Source organism: Streptomyces sp. E-08, assembly GCF_049913095.1.
Lineage (GTDB): Bacteria > Actinomycetota > Actinomycetes > Streptomycetales > Streptomycetaceae > Streptomyces.
The window spans coordinates 8,018,582-8,040,600 of the sequence record NZ_CP183971.1; the positions used below are offsets into that span (position 1 = coordinate 8,018,582).

The window sequence follows — 22,019 nt, forward strand, 5'->3', positions numbered from 1 at the left end:
AGGTGCCGTTCTGGACCCGGACGGGCAGGGTCCGACACCGCCCGCCTCCATGGTCGGGGTCCGCGGCGCGCCGACCGGCGGCCATCGTCCCGGCCGCGCGGCGGCGGCCTCCGGGCCGGGCCGGGTGCGCCCGGAATACCGTTCGATGATTGGCCGGTTCCGGTAGATCCCGGACGGACCGCCTCCGGTGGATTCTGTAGCCCCGTGTACTTCCGGCGCATCGTAGGAGGTCCCACATGTCCATCACGTCCATCACCCGCGCGGACGAGATCGTCACCGCCTGGCTCCAGGGTGCCGAGACGGCCTTCGGCACCGACAACCCGGCCGGCCCGCTCTACGTGGGCGGTGCGGCCGGAGAAGCCGCGCTGACCGACGGCACCGAGGCGCTGCTCACCGGCTGCAGCAGCTGTACGGGTTCGCTGCACAGCTACTGCTGCTGACGAATCGCCGTACGGCACCGGACGCACCACCCGGGGAGCCCTCAAGGGCTCCCCAGCCCGGCGTGGCCCGGCGTGGCCCGGCGTGGCCCGGCGTGGCCCGGCGTGGCCCGGCGTGGCCCGGCGTGGCCCGGCGTGGCCCGGCGTGGCCCGGCGTGGCCTGGCGAGGCCCGGCCAGGCCACGCGCAGGCCGCCCCCGTGTGCGGAAACCCGACCCAGACGCCAGGAGAGGACTCAGCATGGTGGAACCGGTGGCAGCGGCCCGCGCGGCCGACGGACCGCCGCCCGAGGGATGGTTCGCGGGCCCCGTGGACGCCTTCGCGGCCCCGCTGTTCGCGGAGCTGGACGACCGGATCCCAGGGATGGCCGGGCTGGCCTCCGACGAGCGGGAAGTCCTGCGCGAGGCGACGCGCGAGGCTCTCCGCCGTACCCTCCAGCTCCGGCTCAACCGGGTGCTCCTGCTTGAGCTTCGGGCTGCCGCCCTCGCCGGCGACCTGCCCGGCACGGACCCGTCCGCGCGATGGGACGCCTTCCTCCAACAGGCCTCCGCGCCCGGCTTCTCCGAGACCCTGCACCGGCGCTACCCGGCGCTGCGCCGACGGGCCTTCGCCTCCGGACGCCTGCTGACCGAGGGCGCCCTGGAGCTGGGTGCGCGGCTCGCCGCGGACCGGCGGGCCGTCGCCGGCCTGCTCGGGGGCGATCCCGGACCGCTGCGCGCCCTGGAACTCGCCCGAGGCGACACCCACCACGGTGGCCGGGCGGTGGCGCTGCTGGTGTTCGAGACCTCCTGCGTCATGTACAAGCCGCGACCGGTGGAGGTGGACGCCGCGCTGCGCTCCTTCGTCGCCGCCGTCCCCGGCGCCGAGGACCTGGGGGTACCGAGGGTGGTGGTACGGGACGGCTACGGCTGGGCCGAGCACCTCGGTCACTCCTACTGCCGGAGCGAGGCGGAACTCGCCCGCTTCTACCGCGCCCTGGGCGGCTGGCTGGCGGTGATGCGACTCCTCGGCGGGACCGACCTGCACGCCGAGAACCTGGTGGCCCACGGTCCGGTGCCCGCCGTCGTCGACGCCGAGGCCCTGTTCACCCCCGATGTCGAGGTTCCGCCGAGTGGGCGCGGCGACGCCGTGGACCGGGCGGCCCGGACGATCCGCAACACCGTGCTGCGCACCGGCATCCTGCCGCTGCGCACCGACGGCTACGCCCTCGCCGGCGTGGACCTCTCGGCCGCCGGTGGTCTGCCCGGTCAGCAGCCGCAGATCCGCGTCCCGGTCATCACGGACGGAGGACGGGACACCGCCCGAATGGAGATCGCCGCGGTGGACCTGCCGCCGGCCCGCAACCACCCCAGTCCCGAGCCGGTGCTGATCCGCCACTGGGACCAGGTGCTGACCGGCTTCGACGGGCTCACCGCGGCCCTGGCGGAGCTCGACGCGGGCGGTCGACTCGACGCGCTGTTGCGGGGGTTCGACGGCTGCCGGGTGCGCAGGATCCGGAGGCCCACGCAGACGTACACGGACATCGGCCGGATGCTCTGGCACCCGGCTTCGCTGCACGACCCCGACGCCGCACTGGCCCGGGCCCGGGACATCCTCCACCGCAACGCCCTCGCCGCCCCGGGCGCCCCCCGCGAACCGGCCGTGATCGACCAGGAGATAGCGGACCTCATGGTCGGAGACATCCCCGCGTTCGACGAACGGGTGGACGGACAGCGGCTGGACGCCTTCCTCGCCGGGTGGCGGCGGGCGGACCTCACCCGTGAACGCGACACCATCCGCAGCGCCCTGGTCGGCGCCTACCTGAACGAACGCCGGCTCCCCGACCGGGTGCGGACGCCCGCCCGCGCGCCGCACGTCGAGGACCTGGACCGGCGGCGCCGCACGCTGGCGGCCCAGGCCGTGCGGACGGTCTGCGAGGCAGCCGTGCGCGGTGCCGACGCCACCGCGACCTGGATCAGTCCCGTGCTCACGGACTACGGCTGGGCCGTACGCCCGCTGGGCGCGGACCTCTACACCGGGCAGGGCGGCGTCGCCCTCGCCCTCGCGGAGTACCAGCGGGAGCAGCGGGCCGGCCGAGCCGATCCGGTGGCCGGTGTCGAGTCCGTGCTGGCCGGCACCCTGGAGGTACTGTCCGCCATCGAGGACACCACGCCGACCCGTCAGCTCGGCGGGTTCACCGGCGTCGCCTCGCAGGTGTGGACCTGGGCCGCGCTGCACCGCCTCCTCGGTACACCGGGGCTGCTCGACCGCGCCCGTGCCAGGGCCGCGCTGCTGACCCCGGAAGCCATCGCCGAGGACCGTGCCCTTGACGTGCTCAGCGGCGTGGCCGGCGCGGTCGTCCCCTTGCTCGACCTCGCCGAACTCGCCGGCGAGGAGCGGTGGTTGGAAGCTGCCGCGGAGGCCGGTCGGCATCTGGAGCGGACCGCGGTCGTCGACGACCGCGGAGCACGGTGGTCCACGGTGATGTTCCCCGAGGGCATCGGTGGATTCGCCCATGGCGCCACCGGCGCCGGGTGGGCGCTCACCAGGCTCGCCCTCTCGTCCGCCGGGAGCCCGGCCGACCGGCGCCGGTGGTACGAACTCGGCACTCTGGCGCACGACTTCGAGGAGTCGCTGTACACGCCGGAGGCAGGGGCCTGGGTCGATGCGCGGATCGGGGGAGACGTCGACCATCCCACCGCGTGGTGCCACGGCAGTACGGGCATCGGCCTGGCCGCCCTCGACCTCCACCGGCGCACGGGGGATCCCCGCCATCTGGACACCGCGCTCCGCTCGGGGCCGGCCGGCCTGCGAGAGGGGTTCGGCTGGAGCCACACCCTCTGTCACGGCGACCTCGGACTCTGGGAGCTCCTGCACCACCTGCGCGGTCTGAAGGGGTACGAGGGGCCGTCCGCCGCACAGACCGACGCGGAGTTGATCACCGGTATCGAGCAGCGCGGTCCGGTCGGCGGCCTGGCCAAGGAGGCGTTCGCACCGGGTCTGCTTCCCGGGCTGTCCGGGGTGGTGCACCACCTGCTCCGGATGCACCCCGACGCACGCCTGAGCTCGCCTCTCCTCCTGGCCCACCCCGAGAGGCCGGACACCACCTGACGCGATCTCCCGCCGCGGACGCCGAACGGTGGCGGACTCCGCGAGCGGGTCGGCCGCCGGAGTACTGGCCGTCCGCTCCCCGGCGAAGGACACCCTCTTGTCCCTCGCCGCGGCGGCGCGCGAGCCGGCCGCCACGGTCGTACCGGCTTCGGATCATCAGGCGGGGGACCGACGTCTGCCGACGGCGTTCTGGACGTACGCCGCGTCCACGGCCACCACCACGGCCGGCCTCGCCACCTTCGGCGTCCTCTCCTTCCACCTGGTTCCAGGGCACCTGCTGTCCGCCGCGTGGGTGCCTGTGCTGCACGCGGCGGCGATGGCCACCGGATGGTTGTACGACCGCCACGGCCCCCCGGGTTCCGGTTGCCCTGCCGGTGGTTACCCGATTCCAGCCGTGCCCGTCCACCCGGCACACGCCATCGCCCAGGCGGCCTCATCCATGTCCCCCGTCGCGCTGACCCCGCGGCGCGCCGCCGTGGCAGCGCAGGGCGGCACCGGCCCTAGTGAAGGGGGACAGGAAGTCCCCGATCCGTCGGAGAACACCATGCATCAGCACGGCCTCGCAGCCGTCTCGCTCGCCGTCGTCACCCTGTGCACCGCGGTGTGTAGCGGCTGCTCCAGCAGCACGAACACCACTGAGCAGGCCGGCTCGTCCCCCGCGGCCACACAGTCGGCGATGACGTCCGCGAGCGCCTCGCGCAGCGCCTCCGCCGGTGCGGGCGGGGGGACGAGCGTCGCGGTGGCGTCCGTCGGCAAGTTCGACGACGTCCTGACCGACCCCCAGGGCGAGGAATCCAGCGCCTTCGGTGCCAAGTGGTACGTGGTCAACCCGGCCGGCGACAAGGTCGAGGGCGACTGATCCGCATGGCCGGCGACGAACGCACGGTGCGAGGAGGGACGCGGCGTGGGCGGACGGTACGGGTCGTGCTCTGGGTGCTTCTGCCGGTCGCGACGGTGGTCGGCCTGTACTGGTTCGGCCGCGCGCACACTCCGGCATACGCCACCAGCCTCTTCGGCACCCGCTTCAGCGACGCCCAGCAGCTGAAGGCCGAGCTCAGTACCGCCCTCCTCGGCCTCGCGCTGATCCAGCTGCTGCTCGCGCTCTGGCTGTACGGTCGGCTGCCCGGCCTGGGGGCGGCGCCACGGCCGGTCGGACGGATCCACCGACTCGTCGGCCTCGCGGCCTTCCTGCTCTCCCTGCCGATCGCCCGGCACTGTCTGGTCGCCTACGGGGTGGAGCTGACCGATGCCCGCACCACCCTGCACTCGTTGAGCGGCTGCTTCCTCTACGGAGCCTTCGTCGCCAAGGTGATCGTCGTCCGGCACCGCCGACTGCCCGGCTGGGTCCTGCCCGTGGCCGGCGGTGCCCTGGTCCTGACGATCGCACTGCTCTGGTACTCGGCGGCCCTCTGGTACCTCAACGCCTTCAACGCACCTGGCCTCTAGTACTGCAACGGTCTTTGTCGTTCCGGTCGGGCAGTTCGGCCGTTGCTCTGCTCATGGATGGGGAACTGTCGACCGGAAGAGAGCTGGTCAGGGCTGAGACAACCGCAGGGCGAACCGGAAACTGAGGTACATGACGCAGACTGCTGGCTGATCGGAGCACTACAGGGCGCCTGCCGGGCGAGATCCCAGGTCAGGCGCCCTTCTTCGTACCGCTAGAGGAAGCCGAGCCTCTTCGGGGAGTACGAGACGAGGAGGTTCTTGGTCTCCTGGTGGTACAGCAATGACACCCATGTTGACCAGGGGAAACGGTGTTACGCGCGACTCCTTGGAGACGGCTGGTCCGGAAACGGTCCGGATCTTGCTGCGCGTGGCGCGTGGCGCGTGGCGCTTGGCGCTCGGGGTGGGGGCGGGGGAGAGCGCTCGTGCCCCTGGCGCGGAACGGCAACGTACCCGACGGAACAGGAACGCCTCGGTACCGTTGAAGAACAGGGTGACGCTGAGCCGGTCACCCGCCTTCACCGGCAGTCGTACCGGGTCGCTGGCGTGTCGCGCCCCGGGCCGGATCGAGGGGGAGGGGGATCCGCCGAAGGTCAGCGTACGGACGGTCCCGGGTCGGACGGAGGCGCCCCCGGCAGATATGACGTACGGATCGGTTGTGGAATCCCGCCTCCGCCCAGGTCGGGTACCAGCTCTGGGAGGGACGTTGGACGGCCGTGCTCCAGCCGGCGGCCTACTGGTGTGCGCACGGGGAGGCGGCGGCCCTGTGGGCGGACGCCGGGGTGGCGATCAGGAGAGTGGCCAAGGTGGCGGCAGCCATGGGCAAGAGCGGGAAGGCGCGCATCGTGTGCTCCTTCGTATGTGGTTGACGACTGGGCAGGCCGGGCTACGGCGCAGCGGCGGGCCGGTGGTTCGTGGCGCGGTTTCAGGCAGCCGCACGTTCGACGCGGCAGCCCTCGCGTCCGACGCCTCGTATCTGCTCGGCCTGAGCCGTGTCGTGCGGGTGTCAGGCAGTGAGACCCAGGGCAAGGGTGGCCGTGACCGGAGCCAGATAGAGCAGGGGGAAGGCGACGGTTTTGTACGAACGCGCCCGCAGCACGGTGACGACAGCGCCGAGGAAGTAGAGCACCAGGCCCGCCCCGGCGAGCAACCCGACCACCGGTAGGGCCAATCCGATCAGCAGGCCGGCCGCGCCGGCGAGCTTGGCCAGGGCGAGCGGGGTCCACCAGGGTCGGGGCACCTCGTACTGGACGAGGGGTTCCACGACGAACTGGGCTCTGCGCATCAGGGACAGGCCGGAGAAGCCGACCCAGACAGCGGTCAGAACGGTGACGACGACGGTGATGGACATGCGGATACTCCAAAGTTCGCTGGGCGCGAGGCGGGTGGTGCGTGCAGGGCGTGCGAGGTTTCAGGCCGGGACCGGGGTGTTCCACCGGTCGAGTGCCGCGTAGGCGGGCTGCCATGACTGGTCCTAGCGCGCCGTGAAGGTGGGGGCAGGGTCGAGGGCAACGCCGTGGACGTCCGCGGGCCGGCTCCGTCGAGAAGCCACGGGAGCATTTCCGCAGCGACCGTTCCGATCCGCTGGGTGGTTGCTCGCCCTCGTCGACAGCGTGCACGAGCGGATTGAGGGCGGCGCGCTCGGCTTCCGTCGCCTCAAGCAGGGCCGACTCGCTGGACCGCCCCGCGAGGGCATCGCGCAAGCCCGGCCACAACGCCTCGTCCTCGGCCGCGTGGTGGGCGTGCGGGGCCTTCAGAAGGGCCCGCACGCCGATCGGGTAGGGCAGTTGCAAGGCTCCGGGCGGCGACGTCGTCATCGTGCGCCCGGGGTGACGAGGGCCGCGGGCGCGCCACCGTGACCACTTGGTGGCGCCGGCATCCCGACGTCCCCGCCACGGTGGGTGGCACGGCAACGGCCCCGCCCCTTCCACCAGGGACGCGTGGAGCGGCTGGAAGCGACGTCATCCACCTGCCGACCGTGCACGCACATCGACACCGGCTCCCGTCGGACCCTGAGCCGGTCCCGCGACGAGCAAGCGGTAGCCGTAGTCGACGGAGTCCCGGGTCAGCAGATCCGCATGGCGTCGGTGCCAGGCTCCTGAGGCCAGGTCTTCCCGAAGTCTCGCGATCGCCGGCTCGACCACGGAAGCCGGTAGCTGGGCGAACGTCGAACTCGCCGCTCGAACAACGGGATCCAGATAGGACTGCGGGCGCCGCCAGTGGGCGATCTGGAAGCCGTCGGTGAAGTCGTGCGGGATGGGAAAGGGGAGCACGGTATGCGCGCCCAGGGCTTCCACCACGGCGGACAGGGGTGTGAAGCGGGCGTGCTCGAGCTGCCGGATCTCGGGAAGGTACTCCTCGATCAGCCACAGCTCGGGCAGGTGCTGCGGATCCCAGGTGAAGACGACCTGGCGGTGGGCGACGCGCCGCAGCTCGGCCAGGCCACGTCGCAGGTCGGGCCAGTGGTGAACCGTCATGACCGCCATCGCCGCACCGAACGCACCGTCCGCGAACGGCAGGCTCTCCGCCCCTGCCCGTACCTTGCGCGAGCCCGGGTGCTGATCGAGCATGACCTGTGACGGATCGACCGCAGTGACCTCCCGGTCGGCAGGCTCGTACGAGCCCGCACCGGCGCCGACGTTGACGACGGTGCGAGCCCCGGCCAGTGCCTGGTGAATCAGATCGGCCAGACGAGGGTCCGGCCGACGGACGTGCCGGTACCCCCGGCCGATGCGGTCATACGTCGCCATGTGCGGGGTACTCCCGGAAGCAGAAGCAGTCATGCGCCGGATCCCACCACCCCGATCATGACGGGAGGAAGAGGTTTAGTCTGGGCCGAATGTTGCTGCTCCGGCTCGATGTGGAAGACCTGGCCTCGGTCCGCTTCGCCTGCTCACCCCTGCAAGAGACCGTCCAGAGCCTGCGAGCCTGGCGCAGCCCCGTCCGCTATGCCGCGCATCAGACAATGCTTCGACAGTCCGCCCCGCTGCTCCGTCACGTCGACTGGCCCCTGCTGCAGGCATTGGTCGGGCCCACCCGGCTCATCCCCGACTTCCTCACTCCCCACCCTCCGACGCCGAGCACGGACATCGACGACGAGTTCGCCGCGCTGCGCGCCACTTCGACACGGCGCGTCGCAAGCGAACTCCTCCAGGCCGCCGACGGCCACCCCCTGCACCCACTCCTGCGGCAGGCGCATACCGATCCCCACGGCCTGCTGCAGAGGATCGCCGATGCCCTGCACACCTACTGGCTTCTGGTCATGGCACCGCACTGGCCGCGCATGTACGCCGTACTGCGCGCCGACATCCTCCACCGGGCGCGGCGGCTCACCGACGGGGGAGCCGGCATGCTCTTCGCCGACATCGACCCCGGCCTGCGGTGGCATCCCGGCAGCGGCACCCTGGCTGTCGACGCCTTTCCCACCGAGGAGCACGACCTGGCCGCCGACGGGCATGGGGTGACGTTCACCCCCTCCCTGTTCTGCGACCACGCCGTCACCGTCGTCGACCTCGCCCTGCCACCCCGGATCTGGTACCCCGCCCGAGGCCTCGCCACGGTCTGGCACACCGACACGACAGCCCCGCCCGCTGCCCTGGCCGACCTGCTCGGTCGTACCCGCGCCCGTGTCATCGGCCTGCTCGCACAGCCTGCGAGCACGACCGAACTGGCCCAGCGTCTGAGCCTCAGCCCCGCCACGGTGAGCCAGCACCTCGGCGTCCTGCACCGTGCGGGACTGGTCACCCGGGCCCGCCAGGGACACCTCGTTCTCTACCTGCGGAGCCCTCTCGGCGACCAACTGCTCGCGTGAGGCGCGTTCGGCTCAACACGCCGATGCAGAATCGCGCCGACGACGTCGTGGAGTACAGGAGCCGATCATCACCGAGTCGGGCGCGGAGTACCTCGCGGGGACCTTTGCGGTCGATCTTCAATGGCTCGTTCGACGAGGTCGTGGATCAAGAACTCCCCGGGCCTGCGGTTCTCTTTGAGGCGGGCGAGGTTGTCAGGGCCGAACCAGTCGTATGCGGAGTGCTTGGACCATTCCAGCGTGGGGTTGTCCAAGTCGCCGTCGACTTCGACGAGGTAGTCGGCTTCGCGACGGATTCTGCCGCCGTCGTCCCCAACCCAGGTCGTGGTGCCAAGGGACCGCCGCACGTGGGTCAGGCGCCAGCCGGTCTCCTCCTCGATCTCGCGTGCGAGAGCTTCAAGGATCGTTTCGCCGGCCTCAAGGTGGCCGCCCACAATGTCCCAGCTGTCGGGAAAGAGGCGTCGGTCCGGGCTTCGCTTGTGAGCGAAGGCTTCGCCGGCCCGGTTGAGGATGACGGCGCCGACGGTCCAGACGTCTCCCGGTGCAGGATCGGGCACTTCGACGTCGTCGTCAACGGTGAACGACAGGTTGGGAGTGGGCATGTCACAGCGTAGGCCGAGCGCCCCCGCGGCAGGTCGGTTTCGTGGTGGTGGGCATGGGCGGGGCGATCTTACGGATCCGGAGTGGGAGCGGTCGCGGCCGTTCCTGCCGGCGAGCAACGGGCATGGTGCGCCATGTCCCCGAAGACGGAGACCGTCTCGATGAGCGGAAGCCGGACCTTGCGAACGCTCAGGAGGCGGAGGAGCCCGGGCTGCTGGGTCACGGCCTTCACCGGGCGGCACCGTCCCGGCGGGCCAGGCGGCTGACCGCCGTAGGCGGAGCGGCGGCTCATCGTCGGGGACGCTGCCCAGCCGAGGCAGGGCAGAGAGCCGTACAGCGGCGCCGAGCACCTTCTGAGCCCGGCAGCACTCTTGCAGGGATGCCTTGTCCGCTGGGGTGAGGGTCAAGCACCGGATCGGAGGGCGTCCGGGAGCACGCCAACCGCCTCATCGGGCAGTCCATGGATGAGTGGAACGCGTCGACCAGGATGACCCGCCGGCGGGGTGAGTCGGGGATTTAGTCTGGTGTGAATACCCCCCTCTGTGCGGGGCGAGCAAGAGGCGCCCGCCGGGCGAAAGCCCGGGCCAGGCGCCTCTTTTCGTGCCTCTAGAAGAAGCCGAGCTTCTTCGGCGAGTACGACACCAGCAGGTTCTTCGTCTGCTGGTGGTACAGCCAGTGCACCCAGCCTGACCAGCTAGAACGGCCGGATGCCCGGTTTCTTGGAGGGAGCCGGTCCGGGAATGGTCCGGATCTTGGTGCGTGCAGCGCCGGTGGCCGGGACGACCAGGGGTGGTGATCCTCGACCACCTGGAGGGCAACCGCGTCCGGTGGGGGCAGGTCTTCTGTGGTGTCGGGCCCGGGTGGGGCACGCTGGCGGCGTCGTAAGGCTGGCGTCCATGGCCCGGGAAGCGGCCGACGAGATGACGGCGGCCCTGGTGGAGGCGGCTCGGGAGGGCGAGGTCCTGCTGGTCAGCGGGTCGCTGGGGCCGCTGAAGCTGTTCCCCCGGACGGCCGCCGTCGTCCACCACGCGGGAGCGGGCACGACCGGCGCCGTCCTGCGGTCCGGAGTGCCCAGCGTTCCCGTGCCGGTCCAGTTCGACGCGGCGTTCTGGGCGTCCCGGCTGACCGCGCTGGGCACCGCTCCCGAGGCGGTGCCGCTGCGCCGGCTCACCTCCGGCACCCTGGCCGGTGCCCTGCGCCGGCGACGGAGGACGGCTCCCACCGTGCGCGTGCCCGCGCCCTGTCCGACCCCCTGGCCGTGGAGGACGGCGTCGCACCGGTGCTCGCCGCGCTCGCCCGGTCGGGGCACCGACCGCTTGCCCGCCGCCACCTCGGCGTGGCTGACCGACTGCACAGCGCATGCGCGAGCCAGCCGTGGCCTCGGCGAACGCGGGTGCGGCGCTGGTCCTGTTCGTCCTTGCCGCTCGCAGGCAGCACGCAGAGGTACACCCCGCGACGCCGGTCGGCCGCGGCTTTTGACCGTCGGGGCGGGTCGGGTCCGAGGTGGGTCGCCTCTCCGACGGCATCGGTTCTGCCCGTCACGTGACTAAAAGAGGTCCGATGATTCTGTTGGTATCGGAAACGTGATCGGCATAAGGGCGGCGTCTTGTGAATGCCGCTGCATGGGTATTGCCCTATAGATCGGATGTATTGGAGACTCCGGTGCTGCAACCGAGCCCTTCGGACAGCCGCGCTCGGTTCGCTACAGGAGGCCTGAGAGATGAGACGACGATGGTGGAGGCCGGCCTGGGCCGGTGTTCTGACGACGGCACTGGTGGCGGCGGTCCTCGCCACCAGTGAGACGCCCGCCGTGTCGGTTGCCGCCGCACCCGACCCGTACACCCTCTGGTACGCGCAGCCGGCGGCGGACTGGGAGAAGGAGGCGCTGCCCATCGGCAACGGGGCCATGGGCGCCATGGTGTTCGGGGGCGTGAGCTCGGAGCAGCTGCAGTTCAACGAGAAGACTCTGTGGACCGGCGGCCCCGGCTCCCCCGGCTACGACTTCGGCAACTGGACCTCGCCCAGACCGACCGCGCTTCAGGAGGTCGTCGACGAGATCGACGCCAAGGGCAAGGCGGACCCGGGCTGGGTGGCGGGCAGGCTCGGGCAGCCCAAGACCGGTTTCGGCGCGCACCAGACCTTCGGCGACCTGCGCCTGGACATGGCGGGTGGCGCCGCGTCCGGCACCGGATACCGGCGATCCCTCGACATCGCCGACGCCCTCGCCAAGGTCACGTACACCAGCTCGGGCGTGGCCTACACCCGTGAGTACTTCGCCAGCCACCCCGACAACGTGATCGCCGGACGGCTCAGCGCGAACCGTCCCGGGAAGATGTCCTTCACCCTGCGCTACACCTCGCCCCGCAGCGACTTCGCCGCCACCGCGATAGGCGGGCGGCTGACGATCCGGGGCAAGCTCGCCGACAACGGCATGACCTTCGAGTCCCAGGTCCGCGTCATGACCGACGGCGGGACGGTCACCGCCGGCAATGGACAGGTCAAGGTGACCGGGGCGAACAGCGCCACCTTCGTGATGAGCGCCGGCACCGATTATGCCCAGTCCTACCCGACCTCCCGCGGGGCGGACCCGCACGCGAAGGTGACGGATGCCGTCGACGCGGCAGCGGCCCGCTCGTACGACAGCCTGAAAAGCATTCACATAGCCGACCACCGAGCGCTGTTCGACCGGGTACGGCTCGACATCGGCGGCGCCATGCCAGACAAGCCCACCAACCAGCTCCTGGCCGCCTACACGGGCGGCGGTTCCTCCGACGACCGCGCGCTGGAGTCGCTGTTCTACCAGTACGGCCGCTACCTGCTCATTGCCTCCTCGCGGCCCGGGTCCCTGCCGGCGAACCTGCAGGGCGTGTGGAACAACTCCACCTCACCACCGTGGAGCGCCGACTACCACACCAACATCAACGTCCAGATGAACTACTGGCAGGCAGCCCAGGCCAATCTCGCCGAGACCGCCGAGCCGTTCACCGCGTTCGTCGAGAACCTGAGGCAGGCGGGCACGGTCAGCGCCACGGAGATGTTCGGCTCTCCCGGCTGGGTCGTGCAGAACGAGACCAACCCCTTCGGGTTCACCGGCGTGCACGACTGGTCCACCGCCTTCTGGTTCCCCGAGGCCAACGGCTGGCTCGCCTCCCAGGTCTACGACCTGTACCAGTTCGACAAGGACCAGGCGTACCTGCGCGACCGGGCCTACCCGCTGCTCAAGGGCGCGGCTGAATTCTGGCTGGCGAACCTGCGCACCGACCCCCGCGACGGCAAGCTCGTCGTGACCCCCAGCTACTCGCCCGAGCACGGCGACTTCACGGCCGGTGCCTCCATGGCCCAGCAGATCGTCCACGGCCTGTTCACCGACACCCTCGCCGCCGCGAAGCAGCTGAACACCGACACGGAGCTGCAGGGCCGGCTCACCACCACGCTCGGAAAGCTCGACCCGGGCCTGCGGGTCGGCTCCTGGGGGCAACTCCAGGAGTGGAAGGCCGACCTGGACGACCCGAACGACACCCACCGGCACGTCTCCCACCTCTACGCGCTCCACCCGGGCCACCAGATCTCGCCCGACACCGCCCCCCAGCTCGCGGCCGCCGCCAGGGTCTCCCTGAACGCCCGGGGCGACGGCGGCACCGGCTGGTCCAAGGCCTGGAAGATCAACTTCTGGGCGCGGCTCCTCGACGGCGACCACGCGCACAAGCTGCTCGTCGAGCAGTTGCGAGGCAGCACCCTGACCAACCTGTTCGACACCCATCCGCCGTTCCAGATCGACGGCAACTTCGGCGCCACCGCCGGCATGACGGAGATGCTGGTGCAGAGCCAGAACGGCGAGATCCGGATGCTGCCGGCCCTGCCCACCGCCTGGCCGGCGGGCTCGGTCGGCGGCCTCAAAGCGCGGGGTGACGTGACGGTCGGTGCCACCTGGCAGGCCGACGGAAGCACGGAGTTCACCCTCACGCCGCGCGACAGCGGGCAACTCGCCGTCCGCAGCGCACTGTTCACCCACGCGTACAGCTTGGTGGACACCGGGACCGGTCAGACGCAGACGGTCTCCGCCTCCGGCGACCGGATCGCCTTCGCTGCGGTCGCGGGCCACACGTACCGCGTCACCGGGACACGCGCGGTGAGGCTGGAGAACGGCCGCACGTACACCCTGACCAGCATGTCCAGCGGCAAGGCGGCCGACGTCCGGGACGCCTCCACCGCCGACGGCGCCGCGGTCATCCAGTACACGCCGGGCGACGCCGCCAACCAGAAGTGGCGGCTCACCGACACCGGGAGCGGGACCCTCACCCTGGCCGCCGCACACAGCGGCAAGTGCCTGGAGGTGCCGGACGGATCGACCGGTGCCGACGGCGCCGGCATCCGGCAGTGGGGCTGCTCGACCGGCACCAACCAGCAATGGCGCTTCGAGCCCGTCGGGCTCGACGTCTACCGGCTGGTGTCCGCCGGCGGCAAATGCCTGGACGTGCCGGGGGCCTCGACCGCCGACGGCGTCCAGCTGATCCAGTGGACGTGCAGCACCACGGCCGCCAACCAGAAGTGGAGACTCGCCCCGGCCGAGTGAGCCACCCATGGCGAACGGCGCCCGCCTTCCGGCGGGCGCCGTTGCTGTGTGTCGGGGCGCCGTCTCCGGTGTCAGGGGGTGCGCACGGCGAGGCCGGGGGAGCCGACGGCCGTGCCGTCCGCCAGCCAGTGCTCGACGGCGGCGACATGCACGGCGCTGGCGCTCGCGGCGAGCGATGCGTCACCCGCGGCGAGCGCGCGCCAGATGGCCTCGTGCTCGCGGTGGGCCTGCTGCCGGGCGGGTGCGTAGCGCGTCCCCCGGACGATGCGCAGCCGCTGGGTGTGGGTGGAGAGGATGCCGAGCAAGGTGGAGAGGACCGGGTTCCCGACTGCGTCGGCGATGATCCGGTGGAACTCCATGTCCAGCTCGACGAACTCCTCGATGCCGATGTCCGCGGCGCACTGGTCGAGGACGGTACGCAGCGTCCCCAGCTGTTCCGCGGACAGCCGGCCGGCCGCCAGCGCGGTCACCTGGGGTTCCAGTAGGCGCCGCACCTCCAGGAGCTGACGGGCCGTGTGACCCTCGGAGACGTCGGCGGCGAAGGATAGCGATTCGAGAAGAATGTGCGGTTCGAGTCCGGAGACGTACGTCCCGTCGCCCTGCCGGGGGACCAGGATGCGCATCGCCGTCAGCGCCCGGACGGCCTCGCGCAGCGAGCTGCGGGACAGTCCGAGCTGGTCGGCGAGATCGGCTTCGTTCGGCAGCTTGGCACCGGGCCGGAGGGCACCGCGGACGATCATTTCCTTGATCTTCTCGATCGCCTGGTCGGTCACGGCCATCGTGGGGACTCCCTCGTGGGTGGGGTGAGGGGAACGGCAGGGAGTGACGGCGGAGCGGCGCGCCCATGATGGGACGCGCCGCTCCGACGGCTCGCCGACCGCCCCGGGGGCGTGATGTCACTCCTGCTTCTCGCCGGAGGCGAAGCGGGAGATGATCAGCGCGACGATGATGATCGCGCCGTTGAGGAACTGGTTCCACAGCGGTGGTACGCCGGCCAGCGTCATGACGTTGACCACGAGCTGGAGCGTCAGCACGCCGGTGAGGGCGCCGAAGAGCGTGCCACGGCCGCCGTTCAGGCTGACACCGCCGATGACGGTGGCCGCGAAGACCTGGAAGATCCAGCCGCTGCCCTGGTCGGCGGAGATGGACCCGTAGTGCCCCGTGTAGAGGATGCCGGCAAAGGCGGCGAGCAGACTGCCCAGGATGAGCACCGCCCAGACGATCCGGTCCACGCGGATGCCCGCGGCGCGGGCCGCCTCCGCGTTGCCGCCGATGGCGTAGAGCGCGCGTCCGTGCCGCAGCCAGGCGAGAGCCGAGCCGCCGAGCAGGAACAGCACCGCGCAGATCCACACCGCCGCGGGGACGCCGAACCAGCTCGCCCGCCCGAGGTAGCTGAAGGAGGCGGGCACGTTGACGATCGACTGACCCTCGGAGATGGCGATCTGCAGGCCCCGGAGCAGGGTGAGCCCGCCCAGCGTGACGATGAAGCCGTTGAGCCGCAGCTTGAGGATGAGGAACCCGTTGATCGCCCCGATGATCGCGCCCACCAGCAGACAGAGGGGGACGGACATCCACTCCGGGAACAGCCCGAGGCCGGTGAACCTCGCCCCGTGGTCGGGCAGCACCAGCCACACGGCGACGACCGGCGCGAGGCCGATGGTGGACTCCAGGGAGAGGTCCATCCGGCCGATGATCAGGATCAACGCCTGAGCCAGGACCAGCAGGCTCAGCTCGGTGGCCTGCTGGCCCACGCCGAGCAGGTTGTCCGACGTGAGGAAGGCGGGCGAGACGATGAACCCGATGACGCCCAGGACGAGGAGGACGGGAACCAGCGAGAGATCGCGGAACCGTGCCAGCGCGAGGCGTCGGTCGGCGGGCTCGGGGACGGTGGCCGTCGGCGGCTCGCGCAGCTCAAGGGTGGGGGACATGCTGTTCCTTCTCGGTCGGCTTCTCGGTCGGGACGGCTATGCCTTCCATGGCCGCGACCAGGTCTTCGTCGCTCCATCCGCGCGCGAACTCCGCGACCACCCGGCCGTGGAACATGGCCACGACCCGGTCGCAGACGCGCAGGTCGTCGAGTTCGTCGGAGACGATCACGGCGGTCCGGCCTTCGTCGGCGACCCGGCGGACGGTGCCGAGCAGGGACTCCTTGGACTTGACGTCCACGCCGTTGGTCGGGCGGACCGCAACCAGGACGTGCGGGGCGGTGGCCAGCGCGCGGGCGATGACGACCTTCTGCTGATTGCCGCCGGACAGGTCGGTGACGGGGGCGGCGGGGCCAGGAGTCTTGATGTCGAGTTCGTCGATCATGCGCTCGGCGAAGGCCCGTGTCCTCGACGGCAGCACCAGCCCGTACGGACCCAGCTGGCCGGTCACGGTCAGGGTGGCGTTCTCGGCGACGCTCCGCTGCGGGACGAGGCCCTGGATGTGCCGGTCCTCCGGTACGAAGCCGATGCCGGCCGCCAGCGCGGCGGGGACCTGCCCGGTGCGGACCGCACGGCCCGCCACGCTGATCGTGCCGCTGTCGGGCCGGCGCAGACCGGCGAGGGTCTCGCCGAGCCGGACGTTGCCGCTGGCGGCGGCCCCGGCCAGCCCCACCACCTCACCCGCGTGCGCGGTGAGGGAGACGTCCTGGTAGCTGCCGGACAGGCCGAGGCCTGTGACGTCGAGCAGCGCGGCCCCTTCCGGCCGACTGGTGCCGCTCACCGGCCGGCCGGGCTCCGCCCTCCTGGAACTCTCACCGGTCATCGCCTCCACCAGGGCCCGCTGGTCCAGGTCCGCGACGGGCGCGGTGACGATGTGGCGGGCGTCCCGGTAGACGGTCACCGTGCCGCACAGCTCGTACACCTCCTGGAGATGGTGCGAGATGAACAGGAAGGCGACACCCTGCTCCTGGAGCGCGCGCAGCTTGCCGAACAGCCGGTCGATCCCGCGCGCGTCGAGCTTCGCGGTGGGCTCGTCGAGGATGATGAACCGGGCGCCGAAAGACAGCGCCCGGGCGATCTCGACGAACTGGCGCTGCTCCACCGTCAGGTCCTCGGCGCGCGCGCCGGGGTCGACGTCCACTCCGTACTCGGCGAGCAGGTCCGTGGCACGGTGCCGCAGCCGCTTCCAGCTGATGGGCTGGAGCGCCCCGCCGCTCTGCCGGTCCAGGAAGAGGTTCTCGGCGACGGTGAGCGCGGGGATGATCGTGGAGCGCTGGTAGACGCAGGCGACCCGGGAGCGCCAGGCACGGGTGTCGCCGAGGGCCGGGGCGGGCTCCCCGCCGAACCGCAGGGTGCCGGTGTCCGGACTCTGCAGGCCGGTGAGGATGGAGACGAGCGTGGACTTTCCCGCGCCGTTGCGGCCGACCAGGGCGTGCGACTCGCCGGGTGCGACGGTGATGCGGGCGTCCTTGAGCGCGACCGTGGCGCCGAAGCGCTTGCCGATGCCGTCGGCTTCGACGACGGGGCCCCGGACGGGGCTGGAGTCCGCCATGGCGGGGGTTTCCTTTCCGCGGTGACCGTGAGCGGCGGGCGCGCGGGCGGGGCGTCGAGTGATAGCCCGCCGCTCACGGGGCCTGTGGGCGGGGCTTGACCGGGCAAGCTCCGAGAGAGGGGGCCTAACCGATGGTGTTGCCCCAGAGCGCCTTGTCGTCCACGTTGTCCTTGGTGACCAGGGGGGCGGGGAGCTGGTCCTCCAGACCGTTGGGCAGCTCGACGATGGTGGAGTCGTGGTCGGTGGGGCCCGGCTTGAAGGTCCTTCCTTCGGTGGCCGCCTTGGCGTAGTACAGGGCGTACTTGGCGTACAGGTCGGCGGGCTGGGAGACGGTCGCGTCGATCTGGCCCTTGCGGATCGCGTCGAACTCGGCCGGGATGCCGTCGTTGGAGACGATGGCGATGTGCCCGGGCTTCCCGGTCGGCTGGAGCAGGCCCTTCTGCTGGAGCAGGGTGAGGGTCGGCTGCAGGAAGACGCCGCCGGCCTGCATGTAGATGCCCTTGAGGTCCGGGTGCGCGGTGAGGGTCGACTGGAGCTTCGCCGAGGCGACGTCGCCCTTCCAGTCGGTGGCCAGCTCGATGACCTGGATGTCGGGGAACTTCTCCCTCATGCAGGCGGCGAAGGCCTCGGAACGGTCGCGGCCGTTGACGGAGTCGAGCGCCCCCTGCAGCTCGGCGACCTTGCCCTTGCCGCCGAGCTGCTTGCCGAGGAACTCGCAGGCCTTGGTGCCGTACGCCTTGTTGTCGGCCCGCACCACCATGTAGACGTTCCCCTTGTCGGGGCGGGTGTCGACGCTGACCACCGGGATCTTCGCGGCTTCGAGCCGGTCGAGAGTGGAGGCTATCGCGCCGGTGTCCTGCGGGGCCATGACGACGGCCTTGGCACCGGTGTTCTGGAGGACCTGGACGTTGGCGACCAGCTTGGTCACGTCGTTCTGGGAGTTGCTCACCGGCAGCGCGTCGAGGCCGAGGGTCTTGGTCTCGCTGTCGATGTACTGGGCGTAGGAGTTCCAGAAGTCGGAGTCCGCCCGCGGGAGATCGATGCCGATGGCGGCCTTGCCGGCGGAGCCGGAGTCGGCGCCCTCCCGGTTGCAGGCGGTGCCGAGGCCGGCCACGGCGACCACTGTGGCGGCCATGGCCGCGATTCTGGCGGATCGGGGCTTCATGCTGGGGATCTCCTTGGCTGGGATGCCGGCGTGCCCGTGCGGGGCAGGCGTGAGCCGGGGTGTCCGGCCCGACGGGGAGGACCCGCGAGAGAGGCGGGTGACCTGGTGGTTCTGGGGGGCTGACGACGTGGATCGCGCCTCGGAAGTCATCCGATGACTTCCGAGTAACGAGGACCATACGAGTCGGAAACCCGTCTGACAAGAGGCGGAGGCGGACCTCTTGCGACCACTCCCTCGCTTGCCCAACTGGGTTATTGAAGCCCTGATCGTCTGCCGGTGAGTCGCATCGCTAGGAGGCGATGGGTGGATTCGATCTGCAGACATCGGATGTCTTCTTGCGATCGCGCGGCTCTGACTCGTATGGTCCTGGGCAGCAGATTCATCCGATGTGTTGGCGAGGTGACAGCTCGCCCTCCCGGCACAAGGACAGGAGACGGATCATGAGGCTATTGCGCGTCGGTGCCCCGGGGACAGAGATCCCGGCGGTCCTCGGCGACGACGGCACCGCCCACGCGCTCACCGGACTCACCGCCGACATCGACGGGGCGTTCCTCGCCTCCGACGGCGTCGAGCGCGTCCGGCAGGCGCTCGCCGAAGGCACTCTGCCGCCCCTCGACACGGAGGGACGGCGGATCGCCGCCCCCGTCGCCCGCCCCGGCAAGATCGTCTGCATCGGCCTCAACTACCGCGACCACGCGGCGGAGACCGGCGCCCCCGTGCCGGAGCGGCCGGTGGTGTTCATGAAGGATCCGGCCACCGTCGTGGGGCCGTACGACGAAGTGCTGATCCCGCGCGGTTCGGTGAAGACCGACTGGGAGGTGGAGCTCGCCGTCGTGATCGGCCGTCGTGCCCGGTACCTCGACTTGCCCGAACAGGCCCTCGGCCATGTCGCGGGGTACGCGATCAGCAACGACGTCTCAGAGCGGGAGTACCAGCTGGAGTACTCGGGGCAGTGGGACCTCGGCAAGTCCTGCGAGACGTTCAACCCGTTGGGGCCGTGGCTGGTCACCCCCGACGAGGCCGGCGATCCGCAGGCGCTGGGCCTCCGCCTCGCCGTCAACGGCGACACGCGCCAGAACGGCCACACCCAGAACATGATCTTCGGCGTCGCCCACGTCGTCCGGTATCTGAGCCAGTACATGGTGCTCAATCCCGGCGACATCATCAACACCGGCACCCCGGCGGGCGTGGCCCTCGGTCTGCCCGGCACCCCGTACCTGCGCGCGGGCGATGTGGTCGAGCTGTCCATAGACGGCCTCGGCACCCAGCGCCAGGCCTTCGCACACGCCTGAAAGGCACCACGTTGAGCGCACACGCCGCGCGGATCACCGCCCTCGACACGTACGACATACGCTTTCCCACCTCGCGCGAGCTCGACGGCTCCGACGCGATGAACCCCGACCCCGACTACTCCGCCGCCTACCTCGTCCTGCGCACCGACGCGGGCGACGGTGCGGAGGGACACGGCTTCACCTTCACCATCGGGCGCGGCAACGACGTCCAGGTCGCGGCCATCGGCGCGCTGCGCGAGCATGTGCTCGGCCGGCCGGTCGCCGACCTGTGCGCTGATCCCGGCTCCCTCTACCGCGACCTGATCGGCGACAGCCAGCTGCGCTGGCTCGGCCCCGAGAAGGGCGTGATGCACATGGCGATCGGCGCCGTCGTCAACGCCGTCTGGGACCTGGCCGCCAAGCGGGAGGGCAAGCCCTTGTGGCAGCTCCTCGCCGACGCGGAACCCGCATGGCTGGTCGGGCAGGTCGACTTCCGCTACATCGAGGACGCCCTGACGCCCGCCGAGGCACTGGAGCTCCTGACCGCGGGCAGGCAGGACGCCGAGGAGAGGGCCGCGCGACTGCGCGAGCGGGGCTACCCGGCGTACACGACCTCGCCCGGCTGGCTCGGCTACTCCGACGAGAAGCTCACCCGCCTGGCCCGGGAGGCCGTCGCCGACGGCTTCACCCAGATCAAGCTGAAGGTCGGCGCCGACCTGGAGGACGACATCCGCCGCTGCCGCGCCGCCCGCGCGGCCGTGGGACCGGACATCCGGATGGCGATCGACGCCAACCAGCGCTGGAACGTCGCCGAGGCCATCACCTGGACGAAGGCGCTCGCCGAGTTCGACCCGTACTGGATCGAGGAGCCCACCAGCCCCGACGACATCCTCGGTCACGCCGCCGTCCGACAGGGCGTCCACCCGGTCAAGGTCGCCACCGGGGAGCACGTACAGAACCGGATCGTCTTCAAGCAGCTCCTCCAGGCCGACGCCATCGACGTCCTCCAGCTGGACTCCGCCCGCGTGGGCGGGGTCAACGAGAACCTCGCGATCCTGCTGCTCGCCGCCAAGTTCGGCGTTCCCGTCTGCCCGCACGCGGGAGGCGTGGGGCTGTGCGAACTCGTCCAGCACCTCTCGATGTTCGACTACGTGGCCCTGTCGGGCACGGTCGAGGACCGCGTCGTCGAGTACGTCGACCATCTCCACGAGCACTTCGTCGACCCCGTCGTCATCGAGGCCGGTCACTACCGGGCACCCACCATGCCCGGCTTCTCCGCCACCCTGTACCAGAGCACCATCGACACGTTCACCTACCCCCACGGCACCTTCTGGGCCGCCGACGCGGCTCCCTTCGCCGCGACCACGGCCGGTGCGGACACGGAGGAACCGGCATGACCCCCGACCTCGGCGGACTCACCGCCCTCGTCACCGGAGGCGCCTCCGGCATCGGACTGGCCACCGCCCGGCTCCTGCACGAGCGCGGTGCGGACGTCGCCGTCCTCGACCTCGACCCGAGCGGCGCCGACGGTACGCTGCACGGCTTCACCGCCGACGTCGCCGACGACGCCTCCGTCCGCTCGGCCGTCCAGGCGGCGGCTGAACGGCTGGGCGGCATCGACATCCTCGTCAACAACGCCGGCATCGGCGCCGCCGGCACCGTGGAGGACAACGACGACGAGCAGTGGCACCGCGTCTTGGACGTGAACGTGCTCGGCATCGTTCGCACCACCCGCGCCGCCCTCCCGTACCTGCGCCGGTCGACGGCCGCTGCCGTGGTCAACACCTGCTCCATCGCCGCCACTGCGGGACTCCCGCAGCGCGCGCTGTACTCGGCGAGCAAGGGGGCCGTCCTGTCCCTGACCCTCGCCATGGCAGCGGACCACGTACGCGAGGGCATCCGCGTCAACTGCGTCAACCCCGGCACCGTCGACACCCCCTGGGTGGGCCGGCTCCTCGACCAGGCGCCCGACCCCGCCGCCGAACGCGCGGCGCTCGACGCCCGCCAGCCCACCGGCCGGCTCGTCACCGCCGACGAGGTCGCCGCCGCCATCGCCTACCTCGCCTCACCCTCCGCCTCCTCCGTCACCGGCACCGCACTCGCCGTCGACGGCGGCATGGCCGGCCTGCGCCTGCGCCCGGAGCCGAAGCCATGAG

Annotated in this window: 16 protein-coding genes and 1 pseudogene; 10 read left to right on the plus strand and 7 right to left on the minus strand. The window is 71.2% G+C overall.

The window, feature by feature from the left end; all coding sequences use genetic code 11:
- The first annotated feature begins 236 nt into the window (after positions 1-236).
- The 4 genes from ACN9MM_RS36600 to ACN9MM_RS36615 all read left to right on the plus strand — a co-directional run bounded on the left by ACN9MM_RS36600 (position 237) and on the right by ACN9MM_RS36615 (position 4,972).
- The gene (locus ACN9MM_RS36600; RefSeq protein WP_426368082.1) at positions 237-440 is read left to right on the plus strand and encodes a DUF6229 family protein; all 204 of its coding nucleotides are present in this window, start codon (positions 237-239) and stop codon (positions 438-440) included.
- A 236-nt stretch (positions 441-676) separates the two neighbouring features.
- Entirely contained in the window at positions 677-3,526 is a 2,850-nt protein-coding gene (locus ACN9MM_RS36605) for a type 2 lanthipeptide synthetase LanM family protein (protein WP_426368083.1), read from the plus strand.
- A gap of 28 nt (positions 3,527-3,554) precedes the next feature.
- Positions 3,555-4,385, plus strand: a complete 831-nt coding sequence (locus ACN9MM_RS36610) for a hypothetical protein (protein ID WP_426368084.1) — start codon at positions 3,555-3,557, stop codon at positions 4,383-4,385.
- A gap of 65 nt (positions 4,386-4,450) precedes the next feature.
- Positions 4,451-4,972, plus strand: a complete 522-nt coding sequence (locus ACN9MM_RS36615; protein ID WP_426368086.1) for a DUF6529 family protein — start codon at positions 4,451-4,453, stop codon at positions 4,970-4,972.
- Between the two features lie 1,003 nt (positions 4,973-5,975).
- Here ACN9MM_RS36615 and ACN9MM_RS36620 read toward each other — a convergent pair.
- Both ACN9MM_RS36620 and ACN9MM_RS36625 read right to left on the minus strand, forming a co-directional pair.
- Complete coding sequence (locus ACN9MM_RS36620; protein ID WP_366039711.1) at positions 5,976-6,320, minus strand: DoxX family protein; 345 nt, start codon at positions 6,318-6,320, stop codon at positions 5,976-5,978.
- Between the two features lie 610 nt (positions 6,321-6,930).
- Positions 6,931-7,752, minus strand: a complete 822-nt coding sequence (locus tag ACN9MM_RS36625; protein ID WP_426368087.1) for a class I SAM-dependent methyltransferase — start codon at positions 7,750-7,752, stop codon at positions 6,931-6,933.
- A 56-nt stretch (positions 7,753-7,808) separates the two neighbouring features.
- On the opposite strand from ACN9MM_RS36625, the gene ACN9MM_RS36630 reads away from it, so the two are divergent.
- On the plus strand, positions 7,809-8,780 hold the full coding sequence (locus tag ACN9MM_RS36630) for an ArsR/SmtB family transcription factor (RefSeq protein WP_426368088.1): 972 nt from the start codon (positions 7,809-7,811) through the stop codon (positions 8,778-8,780).
- Positions 8,781-8,848: 68 nt separating this feature from the next.
- Here the strand turns inward: ACN9MM_RS36630 and ACN9MM_RS36635 are convergent, their stop codons facing one another.
- Positions 8,849-9,379: an NUDIX hydrolase gene (locus tag ACN9MM_RS36635; protein WP_426368089.1), complete on the minus strand. Its 531-nt coding sequence runs from the start codon at positions 9,377-9,379 to the stop codon at positions 8,849-8,851.
- 990 nt (positions 9,380-10,369) lie between these two features.
- On the opposite strand from ACN9MM_RS36635, the pseudogene ACN9MM_RS36640 reads away from it, so the two are divergent.
- Together ACN9MM_RS36640 and ACN9MM_RS36645 are read left to right on the plus strand one after the other, a co-directional pair.
- Positions 10,370-10,677, plus strand: a pseudogene (locus ACN9MM_RS36640) (glycosyltransferase); the annotation flags it as partial.
- Positions 10,678-11,097: 420 nt separating this feature from the next.
- The gene (locus ACN9MM_RS36645; RefSeq protein WP_426368090.1) at positions 11,098-13,950 is read left to right on the plus strand and encodes a glycosyl hydrolase family 95 catalytic domain-containing protein; all 2,853 of its coding nucleotides are present in this window, start codon (positions 11,098-11,100) and stop codon (positions 13,948-13,950) included.
- Positions 13,951-14,021: 71 nt separating this feature from the next.
- Here the strand turns inward: ACN9MM_RS36645 and ACN9MM_RS36650 are convergent, their stop codons facing one another.
- The 4 genes from ACN9MM_RS36650 to ACN9MM_RS36665 form a co-directional block, all read right to left on the minus strand.
- A complete protein-coding gene (locus ACN9MM_RS36650) occupies positions 14,022-14,729 on the minus strand; it encodes a FadR/GntR family transcriptional regulator (RefSeq protein ID WP_426368091.1) in 708 nt (235 codons plus the stop codon).
- A 117-nt stretch (positions 14,730-14,846) separates the two neighbouring features.
- Positions 14,847-15,878, minus strand: coding sequence for an ABC transporter permease (locus ACN9MM_RS36655; protein ID WP_426368092.1), 1,032 nt, complete (start codon positions 15,876-15,878; stop codon positions 14,847-14,849).
- Positions 15,862-17,427, minus strand: a complete 1,566-nt coding sequence (locus ACN9MM_RS36660; protein ID WP_426368093.1) for a sugar ABC transporter ATP-binding protein — start codon at positions 17,425-17,427, stop codon at positions 15,862-15,864. Before ACN9MM_RS36660 ends, ACN9MM_RS36655 begins: the two co-directional genes overlap by 17 nt.
- Positions 17,428-17,551: 124 nt before the next feature.
- Positions 17,552-18,592, minus strand: a complete 1,041-nt coding sequence (locus ACN9MM_RS36665) for a sugar ABC transporter substrate-binding protein (RefSeq protein ID WP_426368094.1) — start codon at positions 18,590-18,592, stop codon at positions 17,552-17,554.
- A 440-nt stretch (positions 18,593-19,032) separates the two neighbouring features.
- Between ACN9MM_RS36665 and ACN9MM_RS36670 the strand changes: the two genes are divergently transcribed.
- From ACN9MM_RS36670 to ACN9MM_RS36680, 3 genes are read left to right on the plus strand one after another with little or no spacing between them, the layout of a single operon-like run.
- On the plus strand, positions 19,033-19,884 hold the full coding sequence (locus ACN9MM_RS36670; protein WP_426368096.1) for a fumarylacetoacetate hydrolase family protein: 852 nt from the start codon (positions 19,033-19,035) through the stop codon (positions 19,882-19,884).
- 11 nt (positions 19,885-19,895) lie between these two features.
- Positions 19,896-21,260 carry an enolase C-terminal domain-like protein gene (locus ACN9MM_RS36675; protein ID WP_426368098.1) on the plus strand — a complete coding sequence of 455 codons (1,365 nt, stop codon included), beginning with the start codon at positions 19,896-19,898 and terminating at the stop codon, positions 21,258-21,260.
- Positions 21,257-22,018, plus strand: a complete 762-nt coding sequence (locus ACN9MM_RS36680; protein ID WP_426368099.1) for an SDR family NAD(P)-dependent oxidoreductase — start codon at positions 21,257-21,259, stop codon at positions 22,016-22,018. The genes ACN9MM_RS36675 and ACN9MM_RS36680 overlap by 4 nt, the downstream gene beginning before the upstream one ends.
- Position 22,019: the final 1 nt, after the last annotated feature.